This window comes from Blastococcus sp. SYSU DS0828 (assembly GCF_054050975.1).
Genome location: NZ_JBJHAK010000001.1, coordinates 280,819 through 293,998 on the forward strand (window position 1 = coordinate 280,819; position 13,180 = coordinate 293,998).

Annotated in this window: 14 protein-coding genes; 7 read left to right on the plus strand and 7 right to left on the minus strand. The window is 75.9% G+C overall.

The window, feature by feature from the left end:
* Positions 1-340: 340 nt before the first annotated feature.
* The 4 genes from ACI79Q_RS01315 to ACI79Q_RS01330 form a co-directional block, all read right to left on the minus strand.
* Complete coding sequence (locus ACI79Q_RS01315; protein ID WP_456613984.1) at positions 341-655, minus strand: hypothetical protein; 315 nt, start codon at positions 653-655, stop codon at positions 341-343.
* Positions 656-835 carry a hypothetical protein gene (locus ACI79Q_RS01320; RefSeq protein ID WP_456612070.1) on the minus strand — a complete coding sequence of 60 codons (180 nt, stop codon included), beginning with the start codon at positions 833-835 and terminating at the stop codon, positions 656-658.
* 144 nt (positions 836-979) lie between these two features.
* Positions 980-1,534: a DNA-directed RNA polymerase subunit alpha C-terminal domain-containing protein gene (locus ACI79Q_RS01325; protein ID WP_456613985.1), complete on the minus strand. Its 555-nt coding sequence runs from the start codon at positions 1,532-1,534 to the stop codon at positions 980-982.
* Positions 1,535-1,588: 54 nt separating this feature from the next.
* Complete coding sequence (locus tag ACI79Q_RS01330; protein WP_456613986.1) at positions 1,589-2,818, minus strand: saccharopine dehydrogenase family protein; 1,230 nt, start codon at positions 2,816-2,818, stop codon at positions 1,589-1,591.
* Between the two features lie 145 nt (positions 2,819-2,963).
* On the opposite strand from ACI79Q_RS01330, the gene ACI79Q_RS01335 reads away from it, so the two are divergent.
* A complete protein-coding gene (locus ACI79Q_RS01335; protein ID WP_456595481.1) occupies positions 2,964-4,598 on the plus strand; it encodes a glycoside hydrolase family 13 protein in 1,635 nt (544 codons plus the stop codon).
* A 70-nt stretch (positions 4,599-4,668) separates the two neighbouring features.
* Entirely contained in the window at positions 4,669-6,270 is a 1,602-nt protein-coding gene (locus tag ACI79Q_RS01340) for a diguanylate cyclase (protein WP_456600175.1), read from the plus strand.
* A 22-nt stretch (positions 6,271-6,292) separates the two neighbouring features.
* Here ACI79Q_RS01340 and ACI79Q_RS01345 read toward each other — a convergent pair whose 3' ends face one another.
* Entirely contained in the window at positions 6,293-7,126 is an 834-nt protein-coding gene (locus ACI79Q_RS01345; RefSeq protein WP_456613987.1) for an HpcH/HpaI aldolase/citrate lyase family protein, read from the minus strand.
* 157 nt (positions 7,127-7,283) lie between these two features.
* Here ACI79Q_RS01345 and ACI79Q_RS01350 point away from each other — a divergent pair, with 157 nt between their 5' ends.
* The gene (locus tag ACI79Q_RS01350) at positions 7,284-7,502 is read left to right on the plus strand and encodes a hypothetical protein (RefSeq protein ID WP_456613988.1); all 219 of its coding nucleotides are present in this window, start codon (positions 7,284-7,286) and stop codon (positions 7,500-7,502) included.
* A 49-nt stretch (positions 7,503-7,551) separates the two neighbouring features.
* Here the strand turns inward: ACI79Q_RS01350 and ACI79Q_RS01355 are convergent, their stop codons facing one another.
* Both ACI79Q_RS01355 and ACI79Q_RS01360 read right to left on the minus strand, forming a co-directional pair.
* On the minus strand, positions 7,552-8,580 hold the full coding sequence (locus ACI79Q_RS01355; RefSeq protein WP_456588304.1) for an LLM class flavin-dependent oxidoreductase: 1,029 nt from the start codon (positions 8,578-8,580) through the stop codon (positions 7,552-7,554).
* A gap of 50 nt (positions 8,581-8,630) precedes the next feature.
* Positions 8,631-9,233, minus strand: a complete 603-nt coding sequence (locus tag ACI79Q_RS01360) for an AAA family ATPase (protein WP_456589660.1) — start codon at positions 9,231-9,233, stop codon at positions 8,631-8,633.
* 242 nt (positions 9,234-9,475) lie between these two features.
* On the opposite strand from ACI79Q_RS01360, the gene ACI79Q_RS01365 reads away from it, so the two are divergent.
* From ACI79Q_RS01365 to ACI79Q_RS01380, 4 genes are read left to right on the plus strand one after another with little or no spacing between them, the layout of a single operon-like run.
* Positions 9,476-10,174 (plus strand): hypothetical protein, encoded by a 699-nt coding sequence (locus ACI79Q_RS01365; protein ID WP_456613989.1) that lies wholly within the window; start codon positions 9,476-9,478, stop codon positions 10,172-10,174.
* Between the two features lie 35 nt (positions 10,175-10,209).
* Positions 10,210-11,247, plus strand: coding sequence for an AAA family ATPase (locus ACI79Q_RS01370; protein ID WP_456613990.1), 1,038 nt, complete (start codon positions 10,210-10,212; stop codon positions 11,245-11,247).
* A complete protein-coding gene (locus ACI79Q_RS01375) occupies positions 11,244-12,224 on the plus strand; it encodes a DUF58 domain-containing protein (RefSeq protein ID WP_456613991.1) in 981 nt (326 codons plus the stop codon). Before ACI79Q_RS01370 ends, ACI79Q_RS01375 begins: the two co-directional genes overlap by 4 nt.
* Entirely contained in the window at positions 12,221-13,177 is a 957-nt protein-coding gene (locus tag ACI79Q_RS01380; RefSeq protein ID WP_456613992.1) for a VWA domain-containing protein, read from the plus strand. Before ACI79Q_RS01375 ends, ACI79Q_RS01380 begins: the two co-directional genes overlap by 4 nt.
* The last annotated feature ends 3 nt before the right edge of the window (positions 13,178-13,180 follow it).

The following is a 13,180-nucleotide window of genomic DNA, read 5'->3' on the forward strand; positions in this document are numbered from 1 at the left end:
GTCGTCCCACACCCAGCGGACGGGTGCGGCAGCGGCCTCCCGCTGTGCCACGACGGCGGGCAGCCCCCCGGCCGCGACGCGGGTGACCGACCCCGTCGACCCGTCGTCGACGAGCTCCGTCATCTCCACCGCGGACTCGCGGCGCCGGAGCAGGATCCGCTGCACGCCCGCAGTGTCGCCGACGGAGCCGACCGATCCGCCGGACGGCCCCGACGCATGTCCCCGGTGCGGGATCGCGCGAGGACGGCGGCCGGCGCGACGCGACGCGACGCGACGATGGAGCAGGGGGTGCTCGTCGCGACAGGCCGCCATCACGACGGACCCACGACGTCGAGCAAGGTCAGCGCCCGGCGTCCACCCCCGCCGCCTGCAGGTAGCGGCCGAGGGCGGCGCTGTTGTCCTGCAAACAGGCGATCCGCGCGTCGATCTCGCGTCGAGTGGCCACGAGGGTCGGGGCACCGCGCTGGTTCTGACCGCCGGCTTCGCTGCCGCCCGCCCGTCGCTCGCGGCGACCAGCCGGCTGTGGCAGCGGCTGCTCGAGCAGGACCCCGTCGGCGCCGGCTGGTTCGTCGAGGCCCTGTTCCCCGGGGATGCCGCGCTCCACGCCCTCGGCCGGGACGCCACCGCCCAGCTGGCCCGGGACGTCACCGAGCACCTACCGGCCGGCGCACGCGCGCAGGTCGAGCTGGTCGGTCGCGTCGACGTCACCGCCGACCTGCCCCGGTTGGCCGCACGCCGTCTTCCGGTCACGCTCGTCGTCCCCACGCGCGACCGGCTGGTCGACCCCGCACATTCCGCAGACCTCCAGGCCGCCCTGCCGCACGCGGTCCGACACGAGCTGACCACGGGTCACGACGTCGCCGGCGAGGCCCCGATCGCCTGGCTGCAGATCCTTCGAGCCGCGGGCACGACGCCCTGATCCCCCGCGGCGCCCTCGAACCGACCACCGCCCCCGCCGACCCGCCCGTCCGGGAGGCGCCTAGCCGAGCAGCCGGCGCAGACAGCGGACGGGCGTGGCCAGGACGGCCCGGGCGACGTGCACGCCCAGCCGCAGCAGGTCGGCGTAGTCGGGCGGACGGACGGTGGCACCCGCCCCTGGCCGGCCGGGAGACGGCCGGTCGTCCGTCACCACCCGGGCCGCGGCGACCGGCGGGGCCGGCGCCGGCGTCTCGGTGAGGAGCAGGTCGACCGCCGACCGGCGTCGTGGGGCCCGGAGCGAGTCGAACGACGGGATGGCCGGCGCCACCGGACCGTCCTCCTCGGACGGCTCGTCATCGGTCGGCTGCCCACCGGCCGGCCCGCCCACCGCCGCGCCGGCGCCCGGCAGCTGGGCCGGCGGCTCGGGGACGACGGCGCGGATCGACGCGACCAGGCCCGGTCCGAGGCCGGCGACCTCGCTGAGCTCCCGCCGGGTGAGCGCGGCGAGCGCCTCGACGTCGGTGATCCCCGCCCGGGTCAGCGCGCTGACCGCGCGCGTCGGCAGACCCAGGTCACGGATCGTCCCGGCGGGCTGTCCCGGTGAGCTGGTCGGCATGTCGGCCAACCCTAGCGATGCCGGCCCGCGGTCGCGCCGGCGGCGGCAGCCCGGTCAGACCTCGGTCACCTCGTAGGTGTGCCCCGCCGCGCGCAGCCGCTCCACGAGGACCTCCCCCAGCGCCGTCGCCGGCGTCAGCGAACCGGCCCGGTCGGGCAGCCGCTCCCCGTCGAGGGCGAGCGCCAGCGCGGCCTCCCCCAGCATGACGGCGGTGGCGGCGTACCCCGGGTCGCCGCTGCCCGCGGCGGTGGCGCGGTAGCGGCGGCCGCTCTCGGTCGTGGCGTCGACCACCATCCGGAACCAGCCCTTCCGCCGCACGGCCTCGCTCGGGCCGGTGCCCGGCGCGGGGAGCACCCGGTCCAGCACCGCACGGGTGGGCGCCAGGCTCATGGCGGACACGGTGGCGACCAGCCCGGCGGAGACACCGGCCGCGGCGACGGCGCCGAGCGGCCCGCGCCCCACCCCCATGACCTCGCCGTAGCGCATGTCGCGCCCGTACGCCCAGCCCTGCAGCGCGTTGCTCCGCCGCACGATGCGGGTGTTGAACGGCGCCATGACGAAGGCGGCCGTCCAGCGCCCGTCGTCGGTACGGCGTGGCAGCGCACCGTCGAGGGGCTGCGGGGTGTCGGGCTCGGCAGCCCGGTCGGGGCTCAGGCCGAACGGGTCGCCGACGACGCGACGCAGCGACGGGTTCTCCTGCATCGCCTCCACCTGGGCGCGCATCGAGTCGATCGTGCCGCCGCTGAGCCCGCCCCGGGCCGTGGCCACCAGCTGGACGTCGCGCAGCCCTCCCGCACCGTCGGCCGCGGCCCGCCGGCCCAGCAGGAGGGCGCTGAGGTCGGAGGGGACGGAGTCGTAGCCGCAGGCGTGGACGAGGCGGGCGCCGGTCTCCCTGGCGACGGCGTCGCAGCGCTCGATGGCGTCACGGACGAACAGGATCTCCCCGGTCAGGTCGGCGTAGTGCGTGCCGGCCCGGGCGCAGGCCTCCACCACCGGCAGCCCGTAGCGGGCGTAGGGGCCGACCGTGGTGACCAGCACGCGGGTGCTGCCGGCGAGCGCGGTCAGCGACGTGGGATCGGTCGAGTCGGCCTCGACCAGCGCCCAGTCGCGGCCGGCGGCCGGCAGGGCGTCGCGGACCTCCTCGAGCCGCCGCCGGGAGCGCCCGGCCAGCGCGATGCGGGTTCCCTCCGGGGCGTGCTCGGCCAGGTAGGCCGCGAGCAGCCGCCCGACGAAGCCGGTGGCCCCGTAGACGACGAGGTCGTAGGTCCGTGCGTCTTCAGCCATGCGGCCATCCTGACCCGCCCGGGGAGCGCGGGCAGCCCGCGCTCACCCCGGGCGTCACCTCACGGCGAGGTCACGGAACGGCACACGGGTCACTCCGACCTCCCCCGTGCGCAAGGAACTGCGGGGAGGTGCCGATGGAGGTCGCATGGCAGTGCGGCTCGCAACGGTGCGGACCGCGACCCGGCAGCAGGTCGCGGCCCAGACGTCGACGTCCCCGTGGTGGCGGTCGGCGGTGGTCTACCAGGTCTACCTGCGCTCGTTCGCCGACGGCAACGGCGACGGCATCGGCGACCTGGCCGGCCTCCGCTCCCGGCTGCCGTACCTGGCGTGGCTGGGGGTCGACGCGGTCTGGATCAACCCGCACTACCCCTCCGGTGGTGCCGACGGCGGCTACGACATCGTCGACTACCGCGCCGTCGACCCCGAGTACGGCGACGTCGCGGACCTGGAGGCGCTCGTCGCCGAGGCCCGCGCGCTCGGCCTGCGGGTCGTGCTCGACGTCGTCCCCAACCACACCTCCGACCGGCATCCCTGGTTCCAGGCCGCGCTGGCCGACCCGGACTGCCCCGAGGCGTCGCGGTACCACTTCGCGCCCGCGTCGGAGGAGCCGCCGAACAACTGGCGCTCGCTCTTCGGCGGCCCGGCGTGGTCGCGCACCCCGGACGGCCGCTGGTACCTGCACCTGTTCGCCCCCGAGCAGCCCGACCTCAACTGGCGCGACCCCGCCGTCGCCGCCGACTTCGAGCGGACGCTGCGCTTCTGGCTCGACCGCGGCGTCAGCGGATTCCGCGTCGACGTCGCCTACGGCCTGTTCAAGGACGCCGGCCTGCGGGACAACCCGGGCGCCTACTCCCCCACCCTGTTCGGGCACGGCCCCGAGCAGGCGATGACCTGGAACCAGCCCGAGGTGCACGACGTCTGGCGCCGCTGGCGGTCGATCTGCGACGAGTACCCGGAGACGATGCTCGTCGGCGAGGTCTGCCTGGCCGATCCGCACGAGGTGGCCCTCTACTCGCGGCCCGACGAGATGCACCAGTCCTTCAGCTTCCGCCTGCTGAAGTCCCCGTGGTCGACGGAGGCCTTCGCCGACGGCGTGCGGAGCGCGCTGGACGCGTTCGGGCAGGTGGGCGCACCCGTTTCCTGGGTGCTCGGCAACCACGACAAGGACCGGCAGGTCACCCGGTTCGGTGGTGGTGCCGTGGGCACCGCCCGTGCCCGCGCCGCCGCGCTGCTCATGCTGGCCTTGCCCGGCTCCGCCTACGTCTACGCCGGCGACGAGCTGGGCCTGCCGCAGGCCGACGTCCCCGACGAGGCCAAGCGCGACCCGATCTTCTTCCGCAGCGGCGGCGCCCGCAGCGGACGGGACGGCTGCCGCGTGCCCATGCCGTGGAACCCCTCGCCCGGCGTGGGCTTCTCCGCCGGGACGGCGGCCGAGCCCTGGCTGCCGATCCCCGACGAGTGGAGCCGGTACGCGGTGTCCCGCCAGGCGCGGGACGGCGGGTCGATGCTGACCCTCTACCGCCGCGCCCTGGCGCTGCGCGAGGCCCACCCGGCCCTCGGCTCGGGCGAGGCCACGGTCAGCACCCGGGGCGACGTCCTCACCGTCCGGTGCACGGCCGCCGACGGCAGCGTCGTCCGGTGCGTGGTCAACATGGGCACCGGGACGACGCTCGTGCGCACGCGCGGCACCGTGCTGCTGGCGTCGAACACCAGCGTGCGGCGGTCACCGGGCACCGTGGCGCTGCCCCCGCACACGGCGATCTGGCTCGCCGAGAGCTGAGCTCCTCCCAACGGGGTATGTCCGCGCCCTGGGGTTGGAGCCGTCGCGGCGACGGGCCGATGGAGGTCCGGTGACCAGCGTGGCGGAGAGATCCGGTGGGGAAGGCGGCTCCGTCGTCCCCGCACCGGCTGCCGTCGATGCCGGGGCCGTTGGGCTGTGGGAGCGGATCGCCGAGCTGGAGGACCGCTCCCGATTCGACGACGACGGCTTGGAGGAGCGGGCCGAGCAGGCTCTCGCCGACGCTCGCGAGGTCGGGACGGCCGAGCTGGAACAGCGCGCCCGGCTGGTCCAGGCCGACCTGGTGCGGCGCCGCGGCAACATCGCCGAGGCAGGCCGGCTGGCCCGGGAAATCCAGCGCTGGGCTGCCGACCGCGGCTTCCGCTGCCTCCTGGCGCGCAGCCACTTCGTGCTTGCCGCGGTGTTCCAGGAGCTGGGCGATCTCTCCCTGGCGCTGGAGAACGCCGTTCGCGCCGTCGAGCTGCTCGACGAGGACGTCCGGCCCCAGCAGCGGATCGACCACCACGCCCGGCTGGCCGACTGCCTGGGGCTCAACGGCGACCTCGCCGCGCGGGAGCGCTACGACCACGTGCTCCAGCTCGCCGACGAGATCGGCGACGTCGACCGGCAGGTGCTGGTGCTCAACAACCGCTCCTACTGCGAGATCCTCTCCGGTCACTTCGAGGAGGCCCTGGTCTGGAGCACGAAGCTGCAGGACCTCGCGGCGCGGCACGGCGTCCCCCTCCGAGTCGGTCGGCTGGACACCGTCGGCCGCGCGCTGCTGGAGCTGGACCGGCTGGAGGACGCCGAGGCCGCACTGCTGCCCGGTCTGCACCCGGACGTCCTCGACGCCTCGCTGGACGGTGACGCAGGCGCGGACTTCCTGCTGACCCTCGCCGAGGTCCGCCGCCGCCGGGGGCACCTCGACCGGGCCCGGGACAGCCTCGACGAATGCCTGCGCCGCTGCGAGCGGTACGGGCTGACGTCCATCCGCGTGCGCGCCCGCCGGGAGAAGGCCGAACTGCACGCCGCCGCCGGGGACTTCCGGGCCGCGTACGAGGAGCACCGGCAGTACTCCGACGAGCTCGTCGAGCTCCAGTCGGCCGAGCGCGACGCCCGGGCCCGGGCGTTGCAGGCCATGTACGAGACCACCGAGGCCCGCCGGCAGAGCCGGCGGTACCGCGAACTGTCACTGCGCGACCCGCTCACCGGCCTCTACAACCGCCGCTACGTGGACGACGAGCTGCCGCGCGTGCTGGCCGCGCACCCCGGCGAGGTGACGGTGGCGCTGCTGGACCTCGACCACTTCAAGCAGATCAACGACACGTGTTCGCACGAGGTGGGCGACCGGGTGCTGCGCACCGTGGCGGAACTCCTCCAGGCACACGGCCGTCCGGACTCCGGCCCTGGCGGCGCGTTCGTCGCCCGGCTCGGCGGGGAGGAGTTCCTGCTCGTGCTGACCGGCACGGACCCCGCCACCGCGACGCGGCACCTCGAGGACCTCCGCCGGGCCATCGCGGAGCACCCGTGGGGAGAGCTGACCGGTGGCCTGCCGGTGACCGTCAGCATCGGCACGGCCGGCGGCGGCGCCACCGCGGCGGACGCGCTCGGCCGGGCCGATGCCGCCCTGTACACCGCCAAGCGGCGGGGTCGGGACCGCGTCGTCGCGTCCTAGGTCCCGTCCCGCCGCGCGACGGTCAGACCGGTTCGACGCCGAAGACCCCGGCCAGCCGCTCGATCTTGCGCGCGCGGGCGAGCCGGGGCAGGTCGCTCCCGTCGCGGATCACCTGACCTCGGGCGTCGAAGTCGGCGAGGAAGTCCCGCGCCCACGCGACGTCGGAGGGGGCGGGGCTGATGACCTCGTTGATGACCGGCAGCTGCTCCATGTCCAGGCACAGCTTCCCGGTCAGCCCCAGGGAGACGGTGACCGCGGACTGCTCCCGGAGCACCGGGAGGCTGCTGCTGACCGTGGGGCCGTCGATCGGGCCGGGGAGCCCGCCGATGCGGCTGGCCACCACCAGGCGCGAGCGGGGGTAGGCCATGGCCAGGTCGTCGGCGCTCGTGCCGGTGTCGCGGCGGTAGTCCCCGCTGCCGAAGGCCAGCCGGAACGCACCGCGGGCGCGGGCGATGTTCACGGCCTCCTCGATGCCGAGCGCGGACTCGACCAGGGCCAGGACCGGCGTCGCGCCGCCGAGGCGGTCGAAGGTCTCGGTCACGTGCTCGGCGGCCTCGGCCTTGGCCAGCATCACGCCCAGCAGCCCCGGCACCCCGGCGAGCGCGGCGACGTCGTCGGCCCAGAACGGGGTGGAGTGGTCGTTGATCCGCACCCAGGCGCTGTTGCCCTCCTGGGACAGCCAGGCGATCACCCCGTCGCGGGCCTCGCCCTTGTGCGCCGGATCGACGGCGTCCTCGATGTCCAGCACCACCTGATCGGCTCGCGACGCGTGCGCTCCGTCGAACAGCTCCGTGCGGGCGCCGTTCACCAGCAACCAGGAGCGGGCGTCCTCGGGGCCGACCCTTCTGCTTCTCACCACCGGTCCATCCTCGTACGGATCCGCTCCCGGCACCGCCCGGCGCGCCCGCGCCGATCCGTTCGGATGACCTGACCGGTCCCCGCACGCAGGTGTTCCCCGGTCCCCCTCGGGTACGCCGGGCAGGCACGGACGACCCCGAACGAGAGGAGCAGACGTGACCGAGGGAGACCTGGAGCAGACCGGCACCGGCGACGCCGCCAAGCGCATCGGCCAGGCGCCGACGACCACCGATGTCACCGACCCGGAACGCTCGTCCCGCAACACCGCCGCCGGCTCCGGTTCCGAGCCCGGCGAGGGCCCCGTGCACCCCGCGGCCGACGAGGGCGTCGACCCCTCGGCGAGCATCGAGCCGCACAACGAGGGCCTGGCCTGAGCCCGCGGCCCGTCGCCGGCCCCCTCGGGGGGCTGGCGACGGGCCGCCGTCAGGCCCCGGCCACCCGGGGGGCGACCTCGGTCCCCAGCAGCTCGATGCCGCGCAGCAGGTCCTCGTGCGCCAGCCGCGGGTTCGTCATCTGCAGCGCCACCCGGTCCACGCCCCCCAGCTGCTCGGAGACCCGCCGCAGCTTGGCGGCCACGGTCTCCGGGTCGCCCATGAAGAAGGCACCGTCGGGCCCGCTGGTCGCGTCGAACTGCGCCCGGGTCGGGGGCGCGAAGCCCCGCTCCCGGGAGATCTTCGCGAACATCTCGTGCCAGCCGGGATAGATCGTGTCCGCGGCCGCCTGGGTGCTCTCCGCGACGAACCCGAACACGTGCAGTCCGACCTGCAGCGCCTCGGGCGGGTGCCCGGCGTGCTCACCGGCCCGCCGGTACAGGTCCACCAGCGGGGCGAACTGCCGCGGCTCGCCACCGATGACGGCCACCATCAGCGGCAGCCCGAGCAGCCCCGCCCGGGCGAAGGACTCGGGGGTGCCCCCGACGCCGACCCAGATCGGCAGCGGGTCCTGCAGCGGGCGCGGGTACACCCCCTGACCGGTCAGGGCCGGCCGGTGCTTCCCCGACCAGGTGACGTGCTCGGACGCCCGGATGCGGAGCAGCAGGTCCAGCTTCTCGGCGAACAGCTCGTCGTAGTCGGCGAGGCTCAGCCCGAACAGCGGGAACGCCTCGGTGAACGACCCGCGGCCCACCACGAGGTCGATCCGGCCCCGGGAGATCAGGTCGAGGGTGGCGAACTGCTGGAAGACCCGGACCGGGTCGGCGGCGCTGAGCACCGCGACCGCGCTGCCGAGGCGGATGCGCGAGGTCCGCGCCGCCGCGGCGCCGAGGATCACCGGCGGCGCGGAGTCGTAGTACTCGCTGCGGTGGTGCTCCCCGATGCCGAACGAGTACAGCCCCACCCGGTCGGCGAGCTCGATCTCCTCCAGCAGGTGGGCCATCCGCTCCTCCGGGCCGATCAGCCGTTCGGTGCGCGGATCGGTGACCGCCGCGACGAAGCTGTCGACGCCGACGTGCATGGGCCGTCCTCCTGGGGCTCGGGGCGGGGCCGGCCGGCCCCGCCCTCCAGTCAACACCGGGACCGCGCCGGCCGCGCCCGCTCCCCCAGCACGGCGTCGCACGTCAGCTCCGCCGCCGCCGGCCGGTCGACGACGATCGCGGTACCGGCCTCGGCGGGGGCGTCCGCCAACCGTGCGAGGTAGCCGCGCCAGCGGTGCTCGTGACGCCGCATCCGCGCGTCGGGAAGCGTCCGGCCGCGGGTGCGCTGCCCCTCCTGGGCGAGCTCCGTGGGCACGTCCAGCAGCACCAGCCGCACCGACCGGCCGGCGCAGCGGGCCGCCCGCAGCACCGCCGCCCGCCACACCGGGCTGGTCCAGGGATCGGTGAGGACGACGACGGACGACCCGCCGGCGACGTGCCGCAGGACCCGCCACCGGTGCACCAGGTGCACCCACGGGCGGAGCACCCGGTAGGGCACGCCGATGCCCGTTCCGCGGACCCGGGCGGCGACGTCCTCGGAGTCCAGGGCGGTGAGCGGCCCGCCACCGCCGTGCGCGAGCAGGCGTCGCAGCAGCGTGGTCTTACCGCTCCCGGGCAGCCCGGCGAGGACGACCAGGCCGTACCCGGTCACCGGGTCCGTCCCGAACGCCCCCCTGATCGGTGCCCTCACCATGCCGTCTCCTCCGTATGCCCGGGTCGACTGTGCGCCCGGAAACTGCCGCCGGCGTGTGGCCTCGCTGGGAACCGGCTGGACGTCTCCTGGTGGTTGGGCCACCGGGCCGCGCGAACTCACAGCCGTCGCGCACCCGGTGATCAGCGGAGTTCCAGTTCGCGCACCCACGGTGGTGCTCCGAGGACGGCGCCGCGGTGCCCCGCGAGGGGGTGGCCGCGGCCCGTCGGACGAGGAGCACTCCCGTGCAGGAATGGGTCTTCGACCGGGACGGCGCGCTCACCCCGCGCTCCACCGGCACCGCACCGGCAGGCGAGTCGCCTGCGCCCGCACCCCCGGACCGCACCCGGCGTTCGAGGGGCCGGCGCCGCCGCTGGGCCGCAGCCGCCGCGGCCGCCGTGGCCGTGCTCGGCGCCGGGGTGGGGTTGGCCGTGGCGGCCGGCTCCCCGGCGCCGGAGACCACCGCGGCGGCGGCTCCGACCGACGCCGACGACCAGGGCGCGACGGAGGGCAGGCGCACCGGCCGGCTCCCGGCCGACCCGCAGCCGGACGAGGACGCGACCGCGCAGGAGGAGAGCCCGACCGGCTCGACGAGCACCCGGTGGTCGGCTCTTCACGAGGAGCAGGAGCTCCAGCAGCCCGACGGCAGCACGGTCACCATCGCCGTCCAGGGCGGCACCGTCACCGCGCTGGACACCGGTTCGGTGACCGTGCAGAGCTCCGACGGGTTCACCCGCACCTACGCGGTGACTTCGGGGACCCGTATCGCCGGCACCGCCCTCGCCGTGGGGGATCCCGTCCTGGTCGAAGCCGTCGTCGACGGCGGGACCGCCACCGCCACGACCATCCGCCCGACGGCCGGCGGCCGCGGCCTCCCGGGTGGCGCCACGTCGCCCGACACCGAGACCGGCACCGAGACCCAGGAACCCACGCACGGCGCCTGAACCGAACCGCTCACCCACGATCCGAGGAGGACCCGTTGTCCGACACCCGCTCCCTGCCCACTCCCCCGGCGTCCGCCGCGCTGCTCGAGCACGCCCTGATGGAGGTGAAGAAGGTCGTCGTCGGCCAGGACCGGATGGTCGAGCGGATCGCCGTGGCGCTGCTGGCCCGCGGGCACTGCCTGCTCGAGGGCGTGCCCGGCGTCGCGAAGAGCCTGGCCGTCGAGACGCTCGCCCGGACGGTCGGCGGCAGCTCGGTGCGGCTCCAGTTCACCCCCGACCTGGTGCCGAGCGACATCGTCGGCACCCGCGTCTACCGGCCCTCCCAGGAGCGCTTCGACGTCGAGCTCGGCCCGGTGTTCGCCAACCTGGTGCTGGCCGACGAGATCAACCGCGCCCCGGCCAAGGTGCAGTCGGCGCTGCTGGAGGTCATGGCCGAGCGGCAGGTCTCCATCGGCGGTGTCACCCACCCGCTGCCCGACCCCTTCCTGGTGCTGGCCACCCAGAACCCGATCGAGTCCGAGGGCGTCTACCCGCTGCCCGAGGCGCAGCGCGACCGCTTCCTCATGAAGGTGGTCGTGCCGCACCCGACGATGTCGGAGGAGATGGAGATCGTCCGCCGCATGTCGGTGCGCCCGCCGCGGGCCGAGCAGGCGCTGACGCTCGAGCAACTCGTCGCGCTGCAGGACGCCGCCGAGGCGGTGTTCGTGCACCACGCCATCGCCGAGTACGCCGTGGCCCTGGTCATGGCGACCCGCGAGCCGGCGGCGTGGCGGCTGCCGGAGCTGGCGCGCCTCATCGGCGTCGGCGCCTCGCCGCGCGGCAGCCTGGGCCTGGTCCGCGCGGCGCGCGCGCTGGCCCTGCTGCGCGGGCGCGACTACGTCGTCCCCGAGGACGTCGCCGACCTCGCCGTCGACGTCCTGGCCCACCGGCTGGTGCTCTCCTACGAGGCGCTGGCCGACGGGGTGACCGCGGAGGAGGTCGTCGGCCGGGTGCTGGCCACCATGCCGCAGCCGACGGTGGCCCCTTCGCAGCACACAGTCGTCCGCCCGGACCTGCAGCGGGTCGTGGCATGAGGCCGCTGCCCCCGCCGCCGGACGCACCGGAGGCGCAGGTCCGCCGGCTGACGCTGGAGGTGTCCCGCCGCCTCGACGGGCTGCTGCAGGGCGGCCACGTCCGGCTCACCCCCGGTCCGGGCAGCGAGCCGGCCGATCCGCGCCTGCACGCACCCGGGGACGACGCCCGCCGCATCGACTGGGCGGTGACCGCGCGCACCGGGGAGACCCACGTCCGCACCACGACCGCCGACCGGGAGCTGGAGACCACCCTGGTCGTCGACCTCACCCCGTCGATGGCGCTGGGCACGCGGCGCACGGAGAAGCGGGCGCTCGCCCTGGCCGTGGCCGGCGCCCTGGCGCAGCTGACCAGCGCGCACGGCGACCGGGTGGGCGCCGTCCTGCTGACCGCGGACGGCGTCCGGCGGGTGCCGCCCCGGGCGGGCCGCACCGCCGCGCTCGCGCTGCGGCACGTCCTGTCCAGCACGCCGCGGGCCGCCGACGGCCGGGGCGCCGACCTCGCCGACGTGCTCACCGAGCTCGCCCGCCCGCCCCGCAGGCGCGGGCTGGTGGTGGTGCTGAGCGACCTCGCCGAACCCGGCGGCGCCGGCGACGAGCCCCGCTGGGCCCGGGCGCTGCAGCTGCTCGCCCAGCGCTGCGACGTGGTCGTCTGCCACGTCCAGGACCCGCTGGAGACCGAGCTGCCGGCCGTCGGCACCCTGCACGTCGTCGACGTCGAGACCGGCCGCCAGCTGGAGGTGCGCACCACCCGGGCGGTGCGCGACCGGTACCGCGCGGCGACTGCGGCCCGCACCGGGGCGCACCGGGCCGCCGTACTCGCCGCGGGCGCGGGCCACGTGCTGCTGCGCACCGACCGCGACTGGCTGCCCGAGCTCGCCCGCCACCTGTCCGCCCGGCGCACCTCGCTGCGCCGGCGCCGGGCCGCCTCGCCGGCCCGGCGCCCGTCGCCCGTCATCCACCCGGGAGCATCCGCATGACCGACCTGTCGTTCGAGGCGCCGTGGCGCCTCCTGCTGCTGCTCGCCGTCGCGGCCGTCGCCGTCGGCTACCTGGTCGCGCAGCGGCGCCGCACCGCCTACGCCCTCCGCATCGCCGACGCCGACCTGCTGGCCTCCGTCGCGCCCCGGGCCCCGCGCTGGCGGCGGCACGTGCCGGCCGCCCTGCTGGTGACCGCGCTGGCGTTCATGGTCACCGCATTCGCCAAGCCGGCGGCCGCGGTGGAGGTGCCGCGCGAGGCGGCCACCGTCGTCGTCGCCATCGACACCTCGACCTCCATGCAGGCCACCGACGTCGCGCCGTCCCGGTTCGTGGCGGCGCAGGCGGCCGCGGTGGAGTTCGTCGAGCAGCTGCCCGAGGGCATCGACGTCGGGCTGGTGAGCTTCTCCGGCACGGCCGTGGTGGAGGTCGCCCCGACCGACGACCACGAGGCCGTCGTCTCGGCCATCGAGGAGCTGCGGATGTCCCAGGGGACGGCGATCGGCGAAGCGGTCGCCGCGGCGGTCGCCGCCGTCGGCCAGGCCGCGACCGAGGACGGCGCGGAGCCGGTCCCGGCGTCGATCGTGCTGCTCTCCGACGGCACCAGCACCCAGGGCCGCTCGGTCGAGGACTCCGTCGAGGTGGCGACGACGGCCGGCATCCCGGTCTCGACCATCGCCTACGGCACGTCCGACGCCGACGTGAGCGTGCAGGGACAGCGGGTGTCGGTGCCGGTGGACACCGCTGCCCTGGCGGACCTGGCGGCCGCCACCGGCGGGCAGGCGTACACCGCCGAGAGCGGCAGCGAGCTCGAGGACGTCTACGCCGACATCGGCGAGCAGGTGGGCACGACCACCGAGCGCGAGGACGTCTCCTCGGCCTTCGCCGGGGTGGCCCTGCTGGTCGCGCTCGGCGCGGCCGGCGGGTCCCTCGCCTGGTCGCCCCGGCTGCCCTGACCC